Annotated in this window: 15 protein-coding genes and 1 riboswitch; of the genes, 8 read left to right on the top strand and 7 right to left on the bottom strand. The window is 60.9% G+C overall.

Annotation, left to right across the window (positions count from 1 at the left end):
* The first annotated feature begins 466 nt into the window (after nucleotides 1-466).
* Nucleotides 467-677, top strand: a riboswitch (cobalamin riboswitch).
* Between the two features lie 98 nt (nucleotides 678-775).
* The 4 genes from cobW to CAF63_RS06565 are packed head-to-tail and all read left to right on the top strand — an operon-like array spanning nucleotide 776 to nucleotide 7,394.
* Entirely contained in the window at nucleotides 776-1,849 is a 1,074-nt protein-coding gene (gene cobW / locus CAF63_RS06580; RefSeq protein ID WP_085683882.1) for a cobalamin biosynthesis protein CobW, read from the top strand.
* Between the two features lie 3 nt (nucleotides 1,850-1,852).
* The gene (gene cobN, locus CAF63_RS06575; protein ID WP_085683881.1) at nucleotides 1,853-5,719 is read left to right on the top strand and encodes a cobaltochelatase subunit CobN; all 3,867 of its coding nucleotides are present in this window, start codon (nucleotides 1,853-1,855) and stop codon (nucleotides 5,717-5,719) included.
* 8 nt (nucleotides 5,720-5,727) lie between these two features.
* The gene (locus CAF63_RS06570) at nucleotides 5,728-6,729 is read left to right on the top strand and encodes an ATP-binding protein (RefSeq protein WP_085683880.1); all 1,002 of its coding nucleotides are present in this window, start codon (nucleotides 5,728-5,730) and stop codon (nucleotides 6,727-6,729) included.
* On the top strand, nucleotides 6,711-7,394 hold the full coding sequence (locus tag CAF63_RS06565; protein WP_256574493.1) for a VWA domain-containing protein: 684 nt from the start codon (nucleotides 6,711-6,713) through the stop codon (nucleotides 7,392-7,394). Before CAF63_RS06570 ends, CAF63_RS06565 begins: the two co-directional genes overlap by 19 nt.
* A gap of 55 nt (nucleotides 7,395-7,449) precedes the next feature.
* On the opposite strand, the gene CAF63_RS06560 is transcribed toward CAF63_RS06565, so the two are convergent.
* Nucleotides 7,450-8,673 carry an NADH:flavin oxidoreductase/NADH oxidase family protein gene (locus tag CAF63_RS06560; protein ID WP_085683878.1) on the bottom strand — a complete coding sequence of 408 codons (1,224 nt, stop codon included), beginning with the start codon at nucleotides 8,671-8,673 and terminating at the stop codon, nucleotides 7,450-7,452.
* A gap of 79 nt (nucleotides 8,674-8,752) precedes the next feature.
* Between CAF63_RS06560 and CAF63_RS06555 the strand changes: the two genes are divergently transcribed.
* Nucleotides 8,753-9,163 carry a MerR family transcriptional regulator gene (locus tag CAF63_RS06555; protein WP_085683968.1) on the top strand — a complete coding sequence of 137 codons (411 nt, stop codon included), beginning with the start codon at nucleotides 8,753-8,755 and terminating at the stop codon, nucleotides 9,161-9,163.
* A 295-nt stretch (nucleotides 9,164-9,458) separates the two neighbouring features.
* On the top strand, nucleotides 9,459-11,015 hold the full coding sequence (locus CAF63_RS06550; RefSeq protein WP_085683877.1) for a TerC family protein: 1,557 nt from the start codon (nucleotides 9,459-9,461) through the stop codon (nucleotides 11,013-11,015).
* Between the two features lie 5 nt (nucleotides 11,016-11,020).
* On the opposite strand, the gene CAF63_RS06545 is transcribed toward CAF63_RS06550, so the two are convergent.
* The 6 genes from CAF63_RS06545 to CAF63_RS06520 form a co-directional block, all read right to left on the bottom strand.
* Complete coding sequence (locus tag CAF63_RS06545; protein WP_085683876.1) at nucleotides 11,021-12,097, bottom strand: GGDEF domain-containing protein; 1,077 nt, start codon at nucleotides 12,095-12,097, stop codon at nucleotides 11,021-11,023.
* Complete coding sequence (locus CAF63_RS06540) at nucleotides 12,081-12,959, bottom strand: DUF4434 family protein (RefSeq protein ID WP_085683875.1); 879 nt, start codon at nucleotides 12,957-12,959, stop codon at nucleotides 12,081-12,083. Before CAF63_RS06540 ends, CAF63_RS06545 begins: the two co-directional genes overlap by 17 nt.
* Nucleotides 12,959-16,117, bottom strand: a complete 3,159-nt coding sequence (locus CAF63_RS06535) for a phage receptor (protein WP_085683874.1) — start codon at nucleotides 16,115-16,117, stop codon at nucleotides 12,959-12,961. Before CAF63_RS06535 ends, CAF63_RS06540 begins: the two co-directional genes overlap by 1 nt.
* Nucleotides 16,114-18,288, bottom strand: coding sequence for a cyclic di-3',5'-guanylate-activated glycosyltransferase NrfB (nrfB, locus tag CAF63_RS06530; protein ID WP_085683873.1), 2,175 nt, complete (start codon nucleotides 18,286-18,288; stop codon nucleotides 16,114-16,116). Before nrfB ends, CAF63_RS06535 begins: the two co-directional genes overlap by 4 nt.
* Nucleotides 18,285-19,439, bottom strand: a complete 1,155-nt coding sequence (wecB, locus tag CAF63_RS06525) for a non-hydrolyzing UDP-N-acetylglucosamine 2-epimerase (RefSeq protein ID WP_085683872.1) — start codon at nucleotides 19,437-19,439, stop codon at nucleotides 18,285-18,287. The genes nrfB and wecB overlap by 4 nt, the downstream gene beginning before the upstream one ends.
* A gap of 175 nt (nucleotides 19,440-19,614) precedes the next feature.
* A complete protein-coding gene (locus tag CAF63_RS06520; protein ID WP_085683871.1) occupies nucleotides 19,615-20,046 on the bottom strand; it encodes a co-chaperone YbbN in 432 nt (143 codons plus the stop codon).
* A gap of 313 nt (nucleotides 20,047-20,359) precedes the next feature.
* Between CAF63_RS06520 and CAF63_RS06515 the strand changes: the two genes are divergently transcribed.
* Nucleotides 20,360-20,608 carry a type II toxin-antitoxin system Phd/YefM family antitoxin gene (locus CAF63_RS06515; RefSeq protein WP_085683967.1) on the top strand — a complete coding sequence of 83 codons (249 nt, stop codon included), beginning with the start codon at nucleotides 20,360-20,362 and terminating at the stop codon, nucleotides 20,606-20,608.
* A complete protein-coding gene (locus CAF63_RS06510) occupies nucleotides 20,598-20,879 on the top strand; it encodes a type II toxin-antitoxin system RelE/ParE family toxin (RefSeq protein ID WP_085683870.1) in 282 nt (93 codons plus the stop codon). The genes CAF63_RS06515 and CAF63_RS06510 overlap by 11 nt, the downstream gene beginning before the upstream one ends.
* Nucleotides 20,880-21,074 lie beyond the last annotated feature (195 nt).

Genomic DNA, 21,074 nt, shown 5'->3' with positions numbered 1-21,074 from the left:
TGGCGGCCTGCTGGTCGACCAATTTGTATGGTTTGGGAGTTGTCCGCAGGATTTGCCGAAGCTGTGATCTTTGGCTTTGGCTTTGGCTTTGGCTTTGGCTTTGGCTTTGGCTTTGGCTTTGGCTTTGGCTTTGGCTTTGGCTTTGGCTCTTGATTTTTTGCCCCTTCGGCAGGCCGAGCGGAGGTGTTCATCAGGGGGGTAGGCGCGCAGCGCCGTGCGGCGAAGCCGCATACATCGAGAGGAGGTGCAGCGAAGCAAACCGTAGGCGATGCCCCCTGATGGACACCGTAGCGAGGGAACACTGAGCCTAGGCGAAGTGCCGTACGCCGGGCTCAGCCTTTTTGGTTACTTTTTTGGCGTTTGAAAAAAGTGACCCGCCGTAAGGGCGGAACCCTAAGTGGCCATAACCGCAGCAACGGATATGCCCACAAAACCAACCTCCCATTGACCCATCACGAACCCATGCGTAGCCTTGCGCTTTCGAGGTTCTTCGGCCCACGCCGAAGCTAAGAAGGGAACGCGGTCCAAGCCGCGGCTGCCCCCGCAACTGTGAACGGTGCTGTTCGCTGCCACGCCACTGCCAACTCAATCCAGAGCCAGCGGGAAGGCGCAGCGAATACCGGGCCAAGGCCCGAACACCGTCAGCCAGGAGACCTGCCTCGTCACAGATTCTCACTTTCAACCGGGCGGGGTGATCCGGTGGCGAACTCTCCAGGCACGCACCCGCGTTGCCGGTCTCGTCCCGTATGCCCGCCACCTTGCCAAAGGGCATCCGATGAAAACACTGGCCAAACTCCCCGTCACCATCGTCACCGGCTTCCTCGGCTCGGGCAAAACCACCTTGCTGCGGCACATGCTCGATAACGCTCAGGGCCGCCGCATCGCGGTGATCGTCAACGAGTTTGGCGAGCTGGGCATCGACGGTGAGATCCTCAAACAGTGCACCATCGGCTGCACCGAAGAAGAAGCCACTGGCCGCGTCTACGAACTGGCCAACGGCTGCCTGTGCTGCACGGTTCAGGAAGAGTTCTTCCCGGTAATGCGCGAACTGGTTGCCCGTCGCGGCGACCTCGACCATATCCTGATCGAAACCTCGGGCCTGGCCCTGCCAAAACCGTTAGTGCAAGCTTTCCAGTGGCCGGAAATCCGCAGCGCCTGCACCGTTGACGCCGTGATCACCGTGGTCGACAGCCCGGCCGTGGCTGCCGGCACTTTCGCCGCGTTCCCGGATCAGGTTGATGCCCAGCGCAAACTCGATCCGAACCTGGACCACGAATCGCCGTTGCACGAGCTGTTCGCCGACCAACTGGCCAGCGCCGACCTGGTGATCCTCAACAAGGCCGACCAGACCAGCCCTGAAGACCTCGCGCGCGTCCGTCTGGAAGTCGCCGAAGAACTGCCGCCAGCGGTGAAAATCATCGAAGCCAGCAACGGTCGTCTGCCGCTGGACGTGTTGATCGGCCTCGGTGCCGGTTCCGAAGAGCACATCGACAGCCGCCACAGCCATCACGATCACCACCACGGTGACGGCGATGACGATCACGACGACCACGATCACGACGCCTTCGACTCGATCTCCATCGAACTGCCGCAAGCCGACGAAAGCCTGCTGCTCGATGCGCTGACGCAACTGGTGGTTCAGCACGGCATCCTGCGGGTCAAAGGTTTCGCGGCGATCCCGAACAAGCCGATGCGTCTGCTGATCCAGGGCGTGGGCACGCGTTTCGACAAGCACTTCGACCGTCAGTGGGGCGCCGATGAGGCGCGCGTGACGCGTCTGGTGTTGATCGGTCAGGAACTGGACGCTGCCCAGCTCGAAGCGCAACTGCGCGCCGCGCTCAGCGTTTAAGCCATGCACCTGCTCAGGACCCAGCCCGGCGGTTTCGTGTCGGATGACAACATTGCCGACCTTGGACAAACCCCCGCCGAGCTGGTGATTCTGTGCAGCGGCGATTCCAGCCTCGCGCTGCTCGCCGAAGCGGCGCAGCAACTGCCCGAGGATTACCCGAGCGTGCGGCTGGCCAACCCGATGCAGGTGCAGAACCATGCGTCGGTCGACCTGTATGTTGATGAAGTGCTGCGCCACGCCAAGGTCATTCTGATCTCGCTGCACGGCGGCATCGCTTATTGGCGTTATGGCGTCGAGCGGCTGGTCGAGTTGTCCGAACGTGGCGTGCAGGTGATTCTGGTGCCGGGCGATGACCGGCCCGACCCGGAGCTCAGCGACCTGAGTACCGTGGGCGCCGAGGATCGCGATCGGCTCTGGCAGTTCTTGCGTCAGGGCGGCATGGGCAATGCGCAGGATTTCTTCCGCTGTCTGGCCAGTCGTTGGCTGGCGCGGGATTACGTGTGGGGCGAGCCGCAAACGCTGCCGCGCACGGCGATTTACCACCCGAACAAAAACACCGCCGCACTGAGTGACTGGCAAGCCGATTGGCTGCCCGGTCAACCGGTTGCGGCGGTGTTGTTTTATCGCTCGCATTTGCAAGCGGCCAATACGGCGTTTATCGACGTGTTCTGCCAACGGCTTCAGGCGGCCGGACTCAATCCGCTGCCGATCGCCGTGGCCAGTCTGAAAGAACCCGGCTGCCTGTCGGTGGTCGAGGACTGGCTCGATGAGGTCGAAGCGTCGGTGATTCTGAACACCACCGGTTTCGCCCAGTCCAGCCCGGAAGCACCGCATCTGCGGCCGTTTCGTCGCAACATTCCGGTGATTCAGGCGATCTGTGCCCAGGACAACGAGCCCGGTTGGCGTGACAGCGAGCAGGGCCTCGGTCCGCGGGATCTGGCAATGCACATCGCATTGCCGGAGCTGGACGGCCGGATCATCAGTCGGCCGATCAGCTTCAAGGACCTGGCTTGGCGCAGCGAACGCAGTCAGTCCGACGTCGTGTGTTATCGGGCCCAACCCGAGCGCATGGATTTCGTCGCCGAACTGGCGCGGCGCTGGGTCGATCTGGCGCGGGTGCCGAACGCTGAAAAGCGCATTGCGCTGATCCTCGCCAACTACCCGACCCGGGATGGACGCATCGGCAACGGCGTCGGCCTCGACACACCGGCCGCTGCGCTGAGTATCCTGCAGGCGTTGCAGGCCGAAGGTTTTCCGCTGCCGGCCAAACTGCCGGACAGCGGCACCGAACTGATCCAGCAATTGCTCGGCGGCGTCAGCAATGACCTCGATACGCTCGATCAGCGTCCATGTCAGCAAAGCCTGGCGATGGACGATTATCTGACGATGTTCAATGCGCTGCCAGAAGCCAATCGCACGGCGGTGCTGGGACGCTGGGGTTCGCCGCAGAACGATCCGATGTGCCGTGACGGGCGGATGATGATTGCCGGCCTGCGTTTCGGCCTGACCTTCGTCGGCATTCAGCCGGCGCGGGGGTATCAGGTCGATCCGAGCGCGGTGTATCACGACCCGGATCTGGTGCCGCCGCACGCGTACCTCTCGTTCTATTTCTGGCTGCGCCAGACCTATGGCGCTCACGGCGTGATTCACGTCGGTAAGCACGGCAACCTCGAATGGCTGCCCGGTAAAGGCGTGGGCCTGTCAGAGAACTGCTGGCCGGACGCATTGCTTGGGCCGCTGCCGAATATCTATCCGTTCATCGTCAACGACCCGGGCGAGGGCGCCCAGGCCAAGCGTCGCACTCAGGCGGTGATCATCGATCACTTGATGCCGCCGTTGACCCGCGCCGAAACCTACGGTCCGTTGCGCAATCTCGAATTGCTCGCCGACGAATATTACGAAGCTCAGTTGCTCGACCCGCGCCGCGCCCGTGAATTGCAACGCGACATCTTCCAGTTGGTGCGTGACACGCAGATTGATCGCGAATTGCAGCTGGACGAAAGCCTCGACAGCGATGCTGATGCGGCGATCTGGCTGCCGCGTCTGGATACTTACTTGTGCGACCTGAAGGAATCGCAGATCCGCGATGGCTTGCATATTTTCGGCGAGTCGCCGACCGGGCGTTTGCGTATTGATACTTTGCTGGCGTTGCTGCGGATTCCGCGTGGCGATGGCAAAGGTGAGCAGTCGAGTTTGTTGCGGGCGCTGGCCAAGGCGTTTCAGTTGGGGTTCGATCCGCTGGATTGTGCACTGGCTGATCCCTGGACCGGCCCGCGTCCAAAGGAACTAATGTCGGTCAGCGATGAAGTCTGGCGCACCGCAGGGGATACCCGCGAACGCCTTGAGCTGTTCGCCAGCCAGTTGATTGAGCAGGCACTCAACCAAAGTCAAGCCTTGCACACCCCCTGTGGGAGCGGGCTTGCCCGCGAAAGCGTCGTGTCAGTCAATATCTCTTTCACTGACATACCGCTTTCGCGGGCAAGCCCGCTCCCACAGGGTCCTCACTGGTCTGAGGTGAGTGCCATTCTTGCTCATCTGCGCGAAGTGATCGCCCCACGCCTCGACGCCTGCGGCCCGGCCGAAATGCGCGGCTTGCTCGACGCCTTGAGCGGCCGATTCGTCCCCGCCGGCCCAAGCGGCGCCCCAAGTCGCGGTCGCCTCGACGTGCTGCCCACCGGGCGCAATTTCTATTCGGTGGACGTGCGTAATCTGCCGACCACCACGGCATGGCGGATCGGCTTCCAGTCCGCGACCCTGATTCTCGAGCGACACCTGCAGGATCACGGCGATCACCTGCGCCAACTCGGTCTTTCTGTGTGGGGCACCGCAACCATGCGCACCGGCGGCGATGACATCGCCCAAGCCATGGCGCTGATGGGTGTGCGGCCGGTGTGGGCCACCGGCAGTCAGCGGGTCGATGATTTCGAGATTCTGCCGCTGAGCTTGCTCGACCGGCCTCGGGTCGATGTCACGCTGCGGGTCTCCGGATTTTTCCGCGACGCGTTCGCCAACCTGATCCGCCTGTTCGACGCCGCCGTTCAAGCCGTGGCGGAACTGGACGAACCGGACGATCTCAACCCGTTGGCCGCCAAAGTGCGTGCCGAGCGCGAGGCGTTGCGGCAATCGGGTCTGGATGAAGACGCGGCGCGGCGTCAGGCTGGCTGGCGGATCTTCGGTGCCAAACCCGGCGCTTATGGCGCGGGCTTGCAGGGCGCCATCGACGGTCGTCTGTGGCAGAGCCGCGAGGATCTGGCCGAGGTCTATCTGAACTGGGGCGCCTATGCTTACGGTGGTTCCGACGAAGGCACCGCCGCCCGCGAGCAATTCGTCCAGCGTCTGAGCCAGGTGCAGGCGGTGCTGCAAAACCAGGACAACCGCGAGCATGACCTGCTCGATTCCAACGACTATTACCAGTTCCAGGGCGGCATGCTTGCCGCCGTGGAAAGCCTGCGCGGTGAAGCAGCGGCCAGTTATCACGGCGATCACAGTCAGCCGGACCTGCCAAAGATCCGCACCCTGAAAGAAGAGCTGAACCGGGTAATCCGTTCCCGGGCGGCGAACCCGAAATGGATCGACGGCGTCAAACGCCACGGCTATAAAGGCGCGTTCGAACTGGCGGCGACGGTCGATAACCTGTTTGCCTTCGACGCCACCACGCAACTGATCGACGATCACCAGTACGCCTTGCTGGCAGAAGCGTATTTGCTGGACCCGGCAACCCGCGACTTTGTGCGCGAGCATAATCCCCACGCACTGCGCGACATGACCGAACGCATGCTCGAAGCGCAGCAACGCGGGATGTGGCAGGAACCGGGCGCCTACAAAGAGGCGCTGGAAAACCTGCTGCTGGACATAGAAGAAGAGAGCTGAGACTGAACATGACCGACACCCCGCATTTCCCGCTCTCCGCCGTGGTCGGCGCCGATGACCTGAAACTGGCGCTGTACCTGACGGCCATCGATCCGAAGATCGGCGGCGTGCTGATCGAAGGCCCGCGCGGCATGGCCAAATCTACATTGGCCCGGGGTCTCGCGGATCTGTTGGCAAGTGGTCAGTTTGTCACTTTGCCGTTGGGCGCCACCGAAGAGAGGTTGGTCGGAACGCTGGATCTGGACGCGGCATTGAGCGACGGTCGTGCGCAGTTTTCTCCGGGTGTGCTGGCCAAGGCTGACGGCGGTGTGTTGTATGTCGATGAAGTGAATTTGCTGCCGGATCATCTGGTGGATCTGCTGCTTGATGTGGCTGCCAGCGGCACCAACCTGATCGAGCGCGACGGCATTTCCCATCGGCATTCGGCGAAGTTCGTACTGATTGGCACGATGAACCCGGAAGAGGGGGAATTGCGGCCGCAATTGCTGGATCGTTTCGGCCTGAATGTCGCGCTCAGTGGCCACACGGCGCCGGTCGAACGTGGTCAGATCATTCGTCGTCGGCTGGATTTCGACAGCGATCCGCAGGCGTTCTGTGCTCAGTGGGAAACCGAGCAGAAAGCCCTGCGCGAGCGCTGCGAGAATGCCCGCAAGGTTTTACCGGGTATCCCGCTGGATGACGCGGCGCTGGCGCAGATCACCGAGCGCTGCTTTGCGGCAGGCGTCGACGGTTTGCGCGCCGACCTGGTCTGGCTGCGTGCGGCGCGGGCCCATGCGGCATGGCGCGGCGCCGAAGCCATCGCCGAGCAAGACATCGATGCCGTGGCCGAATTTGCACTGCGTCATCGTCGCCGCGAACAGTCTCCGACGAGTACGCAGCCACCGGCACAATCACCTTCCGGCACTCAGACCGAGCCGAGTGAAGGGCAGGGCCAGTGGGGAGAAATGCCGGCTCCGGCACTCGCTACCGGCACGCGCCGCGAAGTGCCGACCTGGCCAAAAAAGCCATAGGCATTCGCCCCCGATCCGACGCGGGGGCGAATGCCAGACCCCGCGCCGGATGCCTCGATAACGGTCGGCAGGGCAAACGTCACGCGGCTCGCAGTGGCTCGGTGAACTGGCCCGGAACCTTGCTCAATGGCCGTCCGAAAACCCGGGCGGATTTGCTGTTTCAACTGCGCACCCGTACGCCTCATGAGCTGTGGCTGGTGATCGTCGACGCTTCGGCCTCGACCCGTCGCCATCAAGCATTGAGCGATGCCAAGGGCGTACTCGCGCAACTGTTCGACGACGCTTACCGGCAGCGGGCGCGCCTTGCGTTGTTGACTGCAAGCGGCGCGGTGCCGAAATGGCAGGTGCAAGGCTTGAAAGCTTCCAGCGGATTGCACACATGGCTCGAAGGTCTGGGGGCGGGCGGCGGTACGCCGCTGCTGGCGGCGTTGTCCGAGGCCGGGCAATGGCTCGCGGTGCGCCGCAAACGCTTCCCCGCCGAGCAGCAGCGATTACTGCTGCTCACGGATGGCCGCTTGAAAGATATCGCAGGTTTGCCGGCGCTGGCCTGCCCGGGCTTGTTGATCGATATCGAGCGCGGGTCGATTCGTCTGGGTCGGGCGAAGCAGTTGGCGACGGCCCTGAAAGCTGATTACCGGCATCTCGACGAGTTGTTGACCGTCTGAGCTGTCTCCGTGACCAGAACAGTTACCCGCGCGAGCCGGCGCGGACGCCAACCATTTACACGTCCATCGCCTGGCGGTATTGGCGCGTACGGCGACTCAGGTACAACCTGTCGCGAATCAGCGCCCAGAGTGCCGACACTTCGGGATGCGGTTTGCGTCCACGACTCAGGCGATGCATCTGAAAACGCACGACGGCCATGTTTGCCAGCGCCGCCAGTGGTTTGCGTTTCCAGCGGATCGGCGGCAGTTGCGGCTGACTGTCCCGACCTTCGCGCCAATGCTTGACCAGGCTCGGTTCAATGGCCAGCGCCGTGGCAATGCCGGCCATGTCGATGCCGCTATCGAGCACTTGTTCGACCACGGGCAAGCGGCGGATACCGCCGGTGACCATCACCGGCATGCGCGCCACACTGGCCAGTTCACTGGCCATTTCCAGAAAGAACGCCTCGCGGGCGAGGGTGCGTCCGTCACGCGCTTCGCCTTGCATCGCCGGGGCTTCGTAGCTGCCGCCGGACAATTCCAGCAGGTCGATCGGCTGTTCGTTGAGCCATTCGATCACCTGTCGCGCATCGTCGGTGTCGAAACCGCCGCGCTGGAAGTCCGCCGAATTGAGTTTCACCGCCACGCAGAACTGCGGCGACACCGCCTGACGCACCGCCTCGATTACCGACAGCAACAACCGTGCGCGATTTTCCAGCGAACCACCCCAGCGGTCAGTGCGGCGGTTGGTCAGCGGCGAGAGAAACTGGCTGAGCAGATAGCCGTGGGCAGCGTGGATCTGCACCCCGGTGAATCCGGCCTTTTCGGCAAGCGCGGCGCTTTTTGCGAAACGTTGAATAACCTCTTCGATGTCGTCCTCGGTCATCGGCTTGGGCTCGGCGAACAGTTTTGAGAACGAACCCATCTCCAGGGCCACCGCCGACGGCGCCAGTGCTTGCTGGCCCATGTTGGCAAAGGTCTGGCGGCCGGGGTGATTGAGTTGGACCCAGACCTGCGCGCCGCCGCTGCGGGCAATTTCGGCCCATTGGCGGAAGCGGTCCAGATACCGTTCATCTTCGAGCACCACGCCACCGGGTCCGGTCATGGCGCGGCGGTCGATCATGACGTTACCGGTCAGCAGCAAGCCGGCACCGCCGTCGGCCCAGGCTTGATACAAGCGGAACAGTTCACGCGAAGGTGCCTGCTCACGATCCGCGAGGTTTTCTTCCATGGCGGCTTTGGCGATACGGTTGCCGAGGGTCTGACCGTTGGGCAGATTCAAAATCCGGAAGGGCGACATTGCTTGACTCCTCATCAGTGATGGAGAGAGGCTAAGCTTAAAGTTAACTTTAATGTCAAGCGGGCAAGTCGAGGCTGAAATGAAAATCGGTGAATTGGCGCAGCAGAGTGGCTTGAGCGCTTCGAGTATTCGCTTTTACGAGGCCCAGGGTCTGATTCCCAAAGTGGAGCGCCAGGGTAATGGCTACCGACGTTACCCGCCACAAGTGTTGCAAACTCTGAATATCATCCGCAGCGCCCAGCAGGCCGGTTTTTCCCTGGAAGAGCTCAAGCAGTTGTTGCCGGCCGCCGGAACCGGTGAATTCAAGCACGATGAACTGGTGGCAGGCCTGACGCGTAAGGTCGAACAGATCGAAGTCATGCAACAGCATCTGGCCCAAAGCAAGGCGCGGCTACTGGAGGTGATCGAGAACATTCAATCCAAGCCTGAAGGCATGAGCTGTGGTGCGAATGCCGACCGGGTTCTGGCTTCTATCTACCCCGATTCCTGAAATGATGCGGAGGGCGTACAGATTTTGAAATGATTTCCAGCTGTAGGAAAAGTCATCTGAGCCTGTACGCTTCAAGGCCTTTTTTCATTCAGGATTTGCATGAACACCCTCTCGGAGCCTCCCAGTTCTATTCAAAGAACCCCGTTCCTCTCGCGCCACGGCGCGGTCTTGACGCACTCGCAACATCCAGTTTTCCGACACCCGTCTATCGTTGTTGGCGCAGCCTTTGAGCTTTCGCGCCGCGCTTTGCCGTGTCCGGCAGCCTGAATTCACTGAAGAGAGATAGAGACAGATTATGGAATGGTTAGCGGATCCCACGGCATGGCTGGGCTTGTTGACACTGATCGTGCTGGAACTGGTGCTGGGTATCGACAACCTGGTGTTCATCGCGATCCTGGCGGACAAATTGCCGCCTCATCAGCGCGATCGTGCACGGATCATCGGTTTGAGCCTGGCGCTGATCATGCGTTTGGGCCTGCTGGCGAGTATTTCCTGGCTGGTCACCCTCACGGCACCGTTGTTCGAAGTGTTCGGCAAGAGTTTCTCCGGCCGTGACCTGATCATGCTGTTCGGTGGTGTGTTCCTGTTGTTCAAGGCGACCATGGAGTTGCACGAACGGCTGGAAGGCCATATCGGCGAGCGCTCGACCAACACCGCTTATGCGCTGTTCTGGCCGATCGTGGCGCAGATCGTCGTGCTCGATGCGGTGTTTTCCCTGGACGCGGTGATTACCGCCGTGGGCATGGTCGATGAACTGGCGGTGATGATGATCGCGGTGATCGTTTCCATCGGTGTCATGATTGTTGCCAGCAAGCCGCTGACTCGCTTCGTCAACGCCCACCCGACGGTGATCATGCTGTGTCTGGGCTTCCTGATGATGATCGGTTTTGCCCTGACTGCCGAAGGCCTGGGTTTCCACATCCCGAAAGGTTACCTGTACGCGGCCATTGGTTTCTCGATCCTGATCGAGATTTTCAACCAGATCGCCCGCGCTCGTCGCAAGCGCTCGATGCAGGGCTTGCGCCCGATGCGTGAACGCACGGCCCATGCGGTGATGCGTCTGCTGGGGGGGCGCAAACTGGCGGTAGAAGAAGTTGGCGAAGAAATTTCCGACTTGCTGGATAACGGTGAAGCCCCGAGTGCGGAGCTGTTCGACCGTCGCGAGCGGGTGATGATCAGCGGCGTGCTGCAATTGGCCGAGCGACCGATTCGCGCCTTGATGACGGTGCGCGCCGATGTCGACCACATTGATCTGGCCGACGACGCGGAGGCTATTCGTACGCGGTTGATGCATTCGTCCTACTCGCGCCTGCCACTGATTCGCAACGGTGCGGTGGATGAACCGCTGGGCTTCGTGCACAAGAAGGAACTGCTCAAGGAATATCTGGCCGGCAACGAGCCGAACCTTGAACACCTGGCACGCAAGACCGTCAATCTGCTGGACAGTTATTCGATCCTCAACGCACTGGAGCAAATGCGTGCGGCTTCGACCCACATTGCCTTTGTGGTGAATGAGTTCGGTGACTTTGTGGGCGTGTTGACCATGACCGACATTCTCGAATCGATTGCCGGTGAACTGCCGGACGCCAGCGAAATCGCCGGCCCGGACGTGGTCGAGGAGCAGGGCGGGTTTATCGTCAACGGTGCGCTGAACCTGAACCGCATCCGCGAGCACACCGGTTTTCGCGCCGAGCCCACCGAGGATTACCAGACCCTTGCCGGACTGGTGATGAGCCTGCTGGATCGCCTGCCGATGAAGGGCGATCGACTGGAACATGAAGGCTGGGGCATGACCGTGATGGCGGTCGAAGAGCGTCGCGTGACGCGGGTGTTGCTGGTGCGTGAGGCCTGACGGCCTCACTGATGAAAAGTGTACCGGTCCTTGCCGGTATGCTTTGACTCGTACAATGCTTCGTCAGCCTTGATCAGCGCCTGGTTGAGGGTGTCGCCGTCCTCGACCCGGGCCAGACCGATGCTGATGGTCACAGGGTGCCGGGTCGGTTGCTCACGCACCACCCGGCACAATTCCCCGGCCAGCGCCTCGACATCCTCGCGGCGCACACCGGCCAGATAGATCGCAAACTCCTCACCGCCCAGTCGTGCGTATTCGAAGCGTGACATCACGGTTTTGATGTCGGCGGCGATGCGCTTGAGCACCTCATCGCCGATATCGTGGCCGTACACATCATTCACTTTCTTGAAGTTGTCGATGTCGATCATCGCCAGGTAATGGTCATGCTCGCGCGGTACGGCTTGCAGGGTTTTTCCGGCGCGGGTCATAAACGAGCGACGATTGGGGATTTCGGTGAGGGTGTCGTTGTAGGCCTGGTCCAGCAGCAGTTTGGACATGATGTAGTTGTAGAGCTTGGCCTCGCGCAGCTTCAAAAACGTATAGATCGTCAACGCACAGAGAAACACGCTGTAGGCGATGGTCATCACGCCTTTGAGTTCAAGCAGGTCGATGCCGGTGTGCATGAACGGATTGAGCATCAGCCAGGTGATGACTTGAGCGGTGAAGAACGACCAGCGACTGAGCGGCAGCACTGACGCGCTGTACAGCGTGGTGGCGGCGGCCAGGACCAGCCAGATCCCGTGAAAGGAAGGCGGCAGACCATCGATCACCATCCTGATGCCCATTGTGATGATCGCCACGAACGTCAGGTTCAACCAGTCGAAATGCCGAGCCTTGCGGGTAAACATCAGTACCACGGCAATGATCGCGAACGCAGCGATGAAAACCATGGAGCGCCAGGTAAAATCCTGATCACCGAGGAAACTGACGATCAAATCGAAAGCCAGCCAGATGCCCATGCTCGCCAGATAAATCAGCAGGCAGAACGTGTGGAGCCGCTCGAACTCATGTTGAATGAACTCTTCCCACACTTCAGCGGGCGCAGTTTTCTTCAGGACTTCGTCTTCAATGGTTTTGTACATCGCTGCCCTGATGCTTGCGTTGGTTGTCGAGAATCGCCTTTCCCCACGGCCGATAACGCAGGGAAAACACTGCACTTTGATGGCAGCCAGGCGAGCTGGCATCCGGACTGGCCGGCTCGGCGCGAAACGGCTGACCCTCGCGGCTCACCTGGTGAAAGGCTTCTCGCACGATGCCTACGGAGCAGGGGAGTGCAGTGGCGTAACCGTTGCGCACCAGCGGTGCCAAACGAGCGGTGCCCGCGCCGTCCTGCCACCAGACCTGTGTGCCGGATGTCGTCAATTCGCCCAACCATTGCCCGTTGACCTCTGGAGCCAGCTTGCCGGCACTGAAGGCGCTGACATGCAGTGGCGCGTCCAGTTTTGCCGCGAAGTCTTTCAATTGGTGCTGGAGCGTGGCCCGTCGATCTGCCGCCAGAAAGTGAAGGTCATCCAGTTCCAGCGGCAGATACCAACCGCTGACCGGCAGTTTCCAATCCTGACGCAGCTTCTGTTGCTGGGCCAGGGACTGCCCCAGTTGTGCCTGCCAGTACGCACCGAGACCGGCGCTGTCCAGTTCGTCGATGCGCTGGTAGTAGGCCGGGTCCATCGCCAGGCCGAGCACCAGTTGCAGACCTTGTCGTTGAGCGAGTTTCAGGCTGTTGGCGAGCCAGCCAGTGGCACCGCCAAAGTCCGAGTCGCCATAGGCGGTCCACTGCACAATCACAGTTCGTGTGCCCTGTTTGGCGGTGTCCTGCCAGATTTTTTGCCATTGCGCCTGGGTCAGCCCGGCGTCGACATTCAGCGGCTGATAGAACACCCGCTCATCGGCCTTGGCGACAGTGGCACTCATCAGAAGGCACAAACACAATATCCATCGAGCCATCAGAAATTCCACTCCACGCCCACCAGTACACCGTTGCCGCCTTCATACAGATTGCCGCCCAGCGACTGTTGATATTCGGTACGTACCGTCAGTTTCGAACGGTAGGCGTTGTAGCGATCCTCGTCATACCACCATTGCCAGCGCAGACCGACACCGGTGCGCAGGTCCTGGCGCCAGTCGTTGCTCGGGTCCTGGCTGGCAAACTCGAGGAAGCCGTAAGGCATGATCGTCTGGGCGCCGCTGTTGGGCAGTTTCCAGGCGTGACCTTGCTGGAAGCGCGACAGCCACTGGTGATCGCCGGCCTTGGTCCACCACGCTGCATCGAGGTAGAGGAAGCGCTCGTCCCAATCGTTCTCGTCGACGCGCCAGTCGTTGCGGTATTTGCCCTGATCGAGGAATGAGGCGGTGGCGCGCAGCAGGTAGTCTGTGGTGGTGTGGCCGTCCTTGCGGTGATCGTTGACCTGATCGAACAGCTTTTCCGGCACCAGCATCTGGCCGAGGCTCAGGCTGTGACTGTCGTCATCGTCGAACTGGCTCTGTTTGTAGATCTCGCCGTAGAAGTTGATGTTCTGCGTGCCCCACGGTTTGTAGCGCAGACCGACACCGGCGGCGAGGGACTCCGCGTAACTGGAGCGACCTTGTCCGCCCAACAGCACGCGACCGTACACCGACAGCGTGCTGCCGGCGCGGCTCGGTTCTTCGCCCAGGGCATGGTCCCACATCGCCAACTGCACGTTCTGCGAGTCCGCGCGACGGCGCGAGCCCTGGCTTTCGTCCGGGCGTACGAAGTCGTTGGTCGAAACACCGGCGGGCGACCAGGTACTGGCAATCGTGCGACTGTCACGGCGCGATAGCGTTTCATGGGCGCGGCGCTGGCGATAGCGGCGGGCTTCCATGCTGCCGTCTTCGTCGTCGGCGGCTACGGGGTTCTGCTCCAGATCGATCACCCGGCGCAGTTCCTTGCGGGCAGAGGCGCTGTCTTCGACTTCGTCGTAGCGCCAGGCCAGGGTTTCGCCGAGACGGTAATCCTCGGGGAAATCGTGGGTGGCCTGTTGCAGATACGGAATCGCCGTGGCGCGCTCTTCGCGGGTTTCGGCACCGGCCAGACGCATGCCGTAGTCGGCGCGATAACGCGGGTTGTTCGGCTCGCGGCGTACCGCTTCGGCCAGCCAAGCAGTGCTTTGCGGCAAATCGCCGGCCTTTTGCGCGGTAACCGATGCGGCGTAGAAGTGCCCGGCATCCGGTGCCAGTTGCAGGGCCTGACGCTGACGTTGCAGTGCCTGGGTGTGATCACCCCGTGCATCGGCAATGGCTGCGCCGAGGGCCCACTCATTGGCGCCGCGAGTGGTGCTCTGTTGCCAGTAGGTTTCGGCGGTCTGGCTGTCGCCGACATTCAGTGCGCTGCGACTGGCCGTCAGACGTGCGTTGTCGCTGAGTTCGGCGGTCGGGAAGCTGCGCCAGATGGCCAGTGCGCCGGCAGAATCACCGGCCGCTTCCAGGGCATAGGCCAGCGGCAGACGACTGCTGCGATCGCCGAGCTTTTCAGCCTGCTGGTAGTAGACGACGGCTTCACCCGGGCGTTCAGGCATGGCGCAGCGACCGAGTGCGCGGTAATCGCCAGCCGCTTGCGGGTGGCTGCCGATGGCTTGCTGCACGGCGTCGCACTGGCCGGTCTCCGCGAGTTGCGCGAGCAGTTGGCCGCGTGTGGCGCCGTCCACCCGGTTGAGCAGCAGCGCCATACGCCGTTGTTGCTCGGGTGTCGTGGATGGCGCTGCGGCATATAGACCGGCCAGCCGCTGCAACGCCGTCGCCGGTAAACGTCCGTCATGACGATCGAATGCGGACTCCAGCAGCTGCTGGGCATGCGCACGATCGCCCGCATTCACCGCCAGGTAAGTCGCCTGATTCAGCGAGGACAAGTTGTCGGTCTGCCGGTAATGCAGTTCCCACAGGGTTTCTGCTTCGATCATTCGCCCCATGCGTTGCGTCAGTTCTGCGCGGCGCTTGACGATATCGGGCGTCTGTTTCTGCCCGGCCAGCCAGGCGTTGACCTCCGCACTGCGACCCTGCTCCTGCCAGATGTCGAGTACTTGGGCCTGACGACGGGTATCCCAAGGCTCCGGCAGACGAGTGCGTTGCAAAAGATCCGTGGCTTGCAGGCGCTGGGCGAGTACCAGCCAGGTTTGTGGATCATCCGTCGGTGTACAACTGTGCAGTTGCTTGAGTGCCGCTTCCGGATCCTGGCGCGACAGCCATTCGGCGGTCTCCAGGCAGGGACGTTGCAGATCGTTGCTCAGGCGCTGCACGGTGGGCACATCTTCGGTCTTGCGCGCCAGTTCCCACAAACGCTGACGTTGCGCGGGATCGGCGAGGTCGCTAGCCGGCAGCGACTGCATCCAGCGCTGGGCCTGTTGCTCGTGGCCCATGGCGATAGCGCGGTCGACCATCGCCAGTCGAACGTTGCGCGCGGCCTCGGGGCTCGGCGCCTGTTGCAGCAGTTGCTGCAGCGGCTTTTCATCGAGACGCTGCACGTAAGCGTTGGCCAGCCGTTGCCAGCCTTCGGCGTCCAGTTGCTTGCGCGCGGCCAGCGGCGCCAGTTGGTCGATGGTGCCGCTCCAGTCGCGCAGTTGCTCCGACCAGTTGGCGCGGGCCAGGCGCAGGATGTTGTCGTCACCCTTGGGCGCCAGTTGTGCCAGCCAGTCATGGGCCTTGGCTGCGCCGCCGAACTTGGCAAGGCTCAGACTGTAGGCCTGCCAAAGACGTACGCGGTCATTCAGATTGCTGGTGGCCATCCAGCTTTCCACTTGAGTGCTGGTCGGTGGATCCTGTTCGATCCAGGTCAGGCGCAGGTCGAGCAGGGCGTTGCTGTCGTCCGGCAATGCTTGCAGGGCTTCCTTGTAACGACGTTGCTTGGCCAGAGATTCCACCAATAGCGCTCGGGCTTCATCGTTTTTCGGGACCTTTTCCAGCAAGTGGCGCATCAGTCGCTCGACTTCTTTCCAGTTGCCCTTTTTCGCCTCGCGATAACTGCGGTCCATGTAGGGGTAGCTGCGGAACTGTTCGAAGTCGCTCAGCGGGGCCGCCTGTAGCGGATACGCAGTGCTCAGGCCCAGCAACAGGCTGCCCATCAGCAGGGTGTGACGATGCACAGGCTTCATGCGACCTCCCGGACAATGCGGTAGGCGGCTTGCTGCTCGCTGGCCTGATCGGACAGGGCCTGTTCCAGTACCTCTTGGGTGATCATGCCCCGAGAAATCAGATGCTCCCCGAGCGACATTTTCTCGGCATCGAAATCGATCAACGCCTGATTGAACAGGGTTGGCGGCACCATACCGCGCACTTGCAGCAGATTGCCCAGCAGCACCTGATGGCGGCTGACCCGTTCCATCAGGGCTTCATCGTCCTGATGGCGCTCAAGCACTTCGAGCATGTGACGCACTTCCTCATTCTGGCGGGGGCTGGCGTACCAGTAACGAATCCCCAATGTGACGCGGCCCTGAGGCGCAAGACGGCTGCGCACCGGGCGTTTCAATTGACGGCTGATGGCGCCGAGCGAAACCTGGCTGACCGGGCCTTCGGAGGCCAGAATCAGGGTGTCGCCTTCTTCGGCCACGGGCAGTACGCCGTAATGTGACGCGACCCGGCGCGGCACCGCATCAATCAGGCGTTTGTCAAGCTTGAACGGATTGAGCGGCGCCCATTCCAGATCCAGCTGTTCGGCAAGGGCTTGTACGAGTTGCGTGCTGTCAATGTACTCACGCAGCAGCAGTTCGCGGCCCAGTCGACGGCGCACAGGGCTGGTGATCGCCGCTTCCAGTTGTTCTTCGGTAAGCAGACCTTTTTCCACCAGCCGATGGCCGAGCGGGGTGCGCTGCGCTTTGGTCAGCGCCGGAAATTCGTGGGTGGTCTTGTCCCAGGCCACACGCCGCGAATCGCCCATTTCCATGACCTGACGCAGGGCGCGCAGGTTGGCGAAGAAGTTGACGAAGTTGCTCCACATCATTCGTGGGGCCGACAGCAGACCTTCGACCAGACCGTAATAGCGAGTGACGAACCAGCCGCGCTGAAACAGGCGGTTGAGCAGCATCAAGCCGTTGAGCCACAGCAATGCCGAGAGCAAAGAGCTGTCGGCGAGGATCGAGGGATAGCGCCACGAGTCCGGGGAAATGACCGTCACCGCCCACATCGCCAGCAGCACGAGGAACAGCAGGTTCACCAAAAAGCTCAGCAGGTAGGCGATCAGCCCGCGACGGTCGCGCCAGAGGAAGTAATTGAGCAGACCCTTGCGGCTCCAGCCGAGGTTCTTGGTGCCTTGAAAAACGATACCGACAATCCACCGCGATTTCTGCCGGATTGCGTGTTGCAGGTCACGTGGGAAGTGTTCTCGCACGCAGATCACCTGGGAGAACTCGCGGTTCATGCCGAAAACCCAGGGTTGCTCCAGCGCCAGCTTCGGATCGCTGACCGAATAACGGGCGAAGATGCATTTCATGCCTTTCTGCTTGAGGCGGAAACCGATGTCGTAGTCCTCGGTGAGACTCTGCACATCGAAGGCGATGCCGTCCCCGTCCTCAAGCAGAGCGCTGATGGCCTTGCGGCTGAAGCAGGTGCCGACGCCGGCGCTGGGCACCTGGCCGGTGAGGGCTTCACGGACGATGACGTCCTTGCCGTGGTTTTCGGCGAACTCATCGACGTAGTGTCCGGCGGTGAAGCCTTTCCACTCCGGCGCGTAGGGGTAGACCGGAATCTGGATCAGATCCTTGTTCGGCAACAGGTAGTTGTAGAGGCGCAATTCCATCGGCGAAATCACGTCTTCGGCGTCGTGCAGGATGAACCCGGCGAACTGGATTTTCGCCTCGCTCTCGAAGCGCAGGATGGCGTCGATGATGTTGTTCAGGCAGTCGGCCTTGCTGGTCGGGCCGGGGCGGGCGCAAACCACTTTGTGCACGTTGGGGTAGTGCTGGCACACCGCGTCGACATCGGCCTGGGTTTCGGCATCGTTGGGGTAGGTGCCAACGAAAATCTGATAGTTCTCGTAGTCGATGGTCGAGGCGGCCAGACGCGCCATTTCACCGACCACGCCGACTTCGTTCCACGCCGGCACCATGATTGCCAGCGGCTTCTCGGGAATCGAATAGAGACGCTCTTCATCAGCACGCTTGAACTTCTCGTAGATCCGCCAGCGCCGGATGAACTTGCGGCTCCAGTACACCAGATCGATGAACAGGTCATCGAGGCCGAGGATGAACATCAACAGGGCGAGGGCAATCGCCACATATTTGAGACCGAACAGCACATACGCGAAGAAATCGACCCAACCCAGGCTCATACCCCATTACCCGCCGCCGAGCGTGCGCTCAGCCAGGCGTGGAGGCGAGTGGCGATGCGTTCACTGGCGTGGCCGTCACCGTAGGGGAAGTGCACGCGGCTCATGCGCGCGTAGGTGTCCGGGTCGTCCAGCAGTTGGCGGGCTTCCTTGACGATGCGCGCCTTGTCGGTGCCGACCAGCAGCATGGTGCCGCTCTCGAGCACGGAAGGTCGCTCGGTGACGTCGCGCAATACCAGCAGCGGTTTGCCGATCGCCGGGGCTTCCTCCTGGACGCCACCGGAGTCAGTCAGGATGAAGTGCGCGCGGCCCATCAGCCAGACGAAATTCGGATAGTCCTGCGGTGGCACCAGATAGATGTTCGGCTTGTTGGCCAGCATGCCGTACACCACCTCCTGCACCAGCGGATTGAGGTGCACCGGATAAACGAATTGCACGTCCGGGTATTGTTCGGCCAGTTCGGCCAGGGCCTGGCAGATATTGCGGAAACCGTCGCCGAGGTTTTCCCGTCGATGGCTGGTGACCAGAATCATCCGGCGCTGTTCATCAATCGCCGCCAGAGGCGAATCGGCAGGCGGATGCCAATCGATTTCCTGCTGGTGCTTGCGCATCCACAGCAAGGCATCGATAACGGTGTTGCCGGTGATTTCAATGTTGTCTTCGGGTACGCCTTCGCGCAGCAGATTGGCGGCGGACTTGGAGGTCGGCGGGAAATGCAGGTCGGTAAGCACGCCGGTCAGACGTCGATTCGCTTCCTCGGGCCAGGGCGCGCGCAGGTTGCCGGTACGCAAACCGGCCTCGACGTGGCCGATAGGCAGTTGCCGATTGAAAGCGGCGAGGGCGGCGATGAAGCTGGTCGTGGTGTCGCCATGCACCAGCACGATGTCCGGCTTGACCCGTTCGTAGGCCTGATCGAGCTGGGCGAGCAGATGCTGCGACAGACCATTCAGGGTCTGGCCGTGGGTCATGACTTGCAGGTCTTCGTCGACCGTCAGTTCGAATGCATCCAGCACCTGAGTGAGCATCTCGCGATGCTGGCCGGTGGAGCAGATGTTGAGTTTGATGTCGGGCCACTGACGCAGAACCCGGGCCAGCGGGGCCATTTTGATGGCCTCCGGGCGAGTACCGAAAACCATCATGACATTAAAGGACATTGACCCCTCCTGGGACGAAGCAAGGCTGCGACCCGAGGGCCGGCAGCACTTATCTCTTTCTGAGAAATAAAGAAAAGCAGCCGGATGGGAGCTTGTCCAATCCGGCTTCGAGGCTAGTTGTTACAGATCAATTGGAACGACGGTGCCATTACCTGATGGCTCTTAGGTGGCACTTTCAGGAAAAGTTCCATCGTTTTGCGCGGGGAATGGTGCAGAGCGTGTTGAGGGTGTGGCGCAGCCAGTTCAGGTCATGGGTCGGTTTGCGCGGTGCAGCGCAGTGTCTGGTTTTGCCGAGGAATTGGGTGAAGTCTTGCAGGAGGGATTCTTGCGAACCGATGCCTTTCAGTTTTTTGATCAGAACGCCTTCCTTGTAGAAAAACAACGTTGGCGTGCCCGTGACATCCGGATGCCGACAACACTGTGCTGTATCGAGCATGAAGATATCCATCCAAGGCCGAAAGGGCTTGGCGATCTCAAGGAAAACGGGGCCGGAAGACACGCAGGCACCGCAGTGCTCGTTGAAGAAATACAGGACGACAAGGCGCCTGGCTTTCAAGACCTTCCGGTACGTCGGGGGCAACGCTGAATATCGGGTCGGTGTCGTCATTGGAGCCTCCTGAGCAATGAATCTGGAAGGCCTTTGACGTTAAAGCAGGGCAAAACGGCGGTCTACTGTCAGAAATTACAGGTAGGTCTTACAAAGGATGATTTCGTCCTACTTTGATGCAAGAGCATTCCCTCAGAAGACTTAGATCCGCGGAGGCCAGGCAGTTGGTATCGTTTTCAGACATTTATCAAAGGAGCTCCGGATGGGCAGCGATGCAGGTTTGAAAGCAGTTTCAGTAGCAAAAGGATTGAAGTCAGATGCGTCCTGGAGTGCTATTTTCAGCACTCTGAAAAGCACTCCGAGGCAAACCTTCATGACTCATATTGTCCTTTCCCAAGTCGTGGCAAGCATTTCCGAACTGAAAAAAAATCCCATGGGAACTGTCGCAGCAGGCGGCGGTGCTTCAGTCGCAATTCTCAACCGCAATGAGCCGGCCTTTTATTGCGTCCCGGCAGAAGCCTATGAGGCGCTGATGAATCGCCTTGAGGATCTGGAGCTGATTGCTCTGTGCAAGGAACGGGAAAATGATCCGACCATAAAGGTCTCGATAGATGACCTATGAGCTGGAGTTTTCGGAGAAGGCCTGGAAAGAATGGAAAAAGCTTGACGCGAATCTCAAGGAGCAGTTGAAGAAGAAGCTTCAGGAGCGGCTTGAGAATCCGCATGTTCCAGCTGACCGGCTCAGAGGACTTGGAGGGGCTTACAAGATCAAGCTGCGGAATGTCGGGTATCGACTGGTCTATCGCGTCAAAGACGAAGTGCTGATCGTGACAGTCATTGCCATTGGTAAAAGGGAGCGGGGAGACGTATACAAAATTGCTACCAAACGTTGACCCTATTGCTTGCATCCTCTTCGGCATCTCTTACGGTAACAATGGGCACTGCCCCTGAATCGATCACCCGTGCACCGACTGGGAACCTGCTACCCGCATTGTTGTGGCCAACGGTAGCGCACGCTCCGCTCTCTCACTATTTCTCTATTTTTTCTTTTTACATATCTCTTTGATTCCTCGGAATTTTCCATCCAT

The organism is Pseudomonas sp. B20(2017) (assembly GCF_002113125.1).
GTDB lineage: Bacteria > Pseudomonadota > Gammaproteobacteria > Pseudomonadales > Pseudomonadaceae > Aquipseudomonas.
The sequence above is the reverse complement of the archived record's forward strand: the minus strand, read 5'-3'. Positions and strand labels throughout refer to the sequence as shown.

Bases quoted from the DNA above. Each gene is read 5' to 3' on its own strand.
- cobW (WP_085683882.1), top strand. From the start codon at position 776: ATGAAAACACTGGCCAAACTCCCCGTCACCATCGTCACCGGCTTCCTC.
- cobN (WP_085683881.1), top strand. From the start codon at position 1,853: ATGCACCTGCTCAGGACCCAGCCCGGCGGTTTCGTGTCGGATGACAAC.
- CAF63_RS06570 (WP_085683880.1), top strand. From the start codon at position 5,728: ATGACCGACACCCCGCATTTCCCGCTCTCCGCCGTGGTCGGCGCCGAT.
- CAF63_RS06560 (WP_085683878.1), bottom strand. From the start codon at position 8,673: ATGTCGCCCTTCCGGATTTTGAATCTGCCCAACGGTCAGACCCTCGGC.
- CAF63_RS06555 (WP_085683968.1), top strand. From the start codon at position 8,753: ATGAAAATCGGTGAATTGGCGCAGCAGAGTGGCTTGAGCGCTTCGAGT.
- CAF63_RS06550 (WP_085683877.1), top strand. From the start codon at position 9,459: ATGGAATGGTTAGCGGATCCCACGGCATGGCTGGGCTTGTTGACACTG.
- CAF63_RS06545 (WP_085683876.1), bottom strand. From the start codon at position 12,097: ATGTACAAAACCATTGAAGACGAAGTCCTGAAGAAAACTGCGCCCGCT.
- CAF63_RS06540 (WP_085683875.1), bottom strand. From the start codon at position 12,959: ATGGCTCGATGGATATTGTGTTTGTGCCTTCTGATGAGTGCCACTGTC.
- CAF63_RS06535 (WP_085683874.1), bottom strand. From the start codon at position 16,117: ATGAAGCCTGTGCATCGTCACACCCTGCTGATGGGCAGCCTGTTGCTG.
- nrfB (WP_085683873.1), bottom strand. From the start codon at position 18,288: ATGAGCCTGGGTTGGGTCGATTTCTTCGCGTATGTGCTGTTCGGTCTC.
- wecB (WP_085683872.1), bottom strand. From the start codon at position 19,439: ATGTCCTTTAATGTCATGATGGTTTTCGGTACTCGCCCGGAGGCCATC.
- CAF63_RS06520 (WP_085683871.1), bottom strand. From the start codon at position 20,046: ATGACGACACCGACCCGATATTCAGCGTTGCCCCCGACGTACCGGAAG.
- CAF63_RS06515 (WP_085683967.1), top strand. From the start codon at position 20,360: ATGACTCATATTGTCCTTTCCCAAGTCGTGGCAAGCATTTCCGAACTG.
- CAF63_RS06510 (WP_085683870.1), top strand. From the start codon at position 20,598: ATGACCTATGAGCTGGAGTTTTCGGAGAAGGCCTGGAAAGAATGGAAA.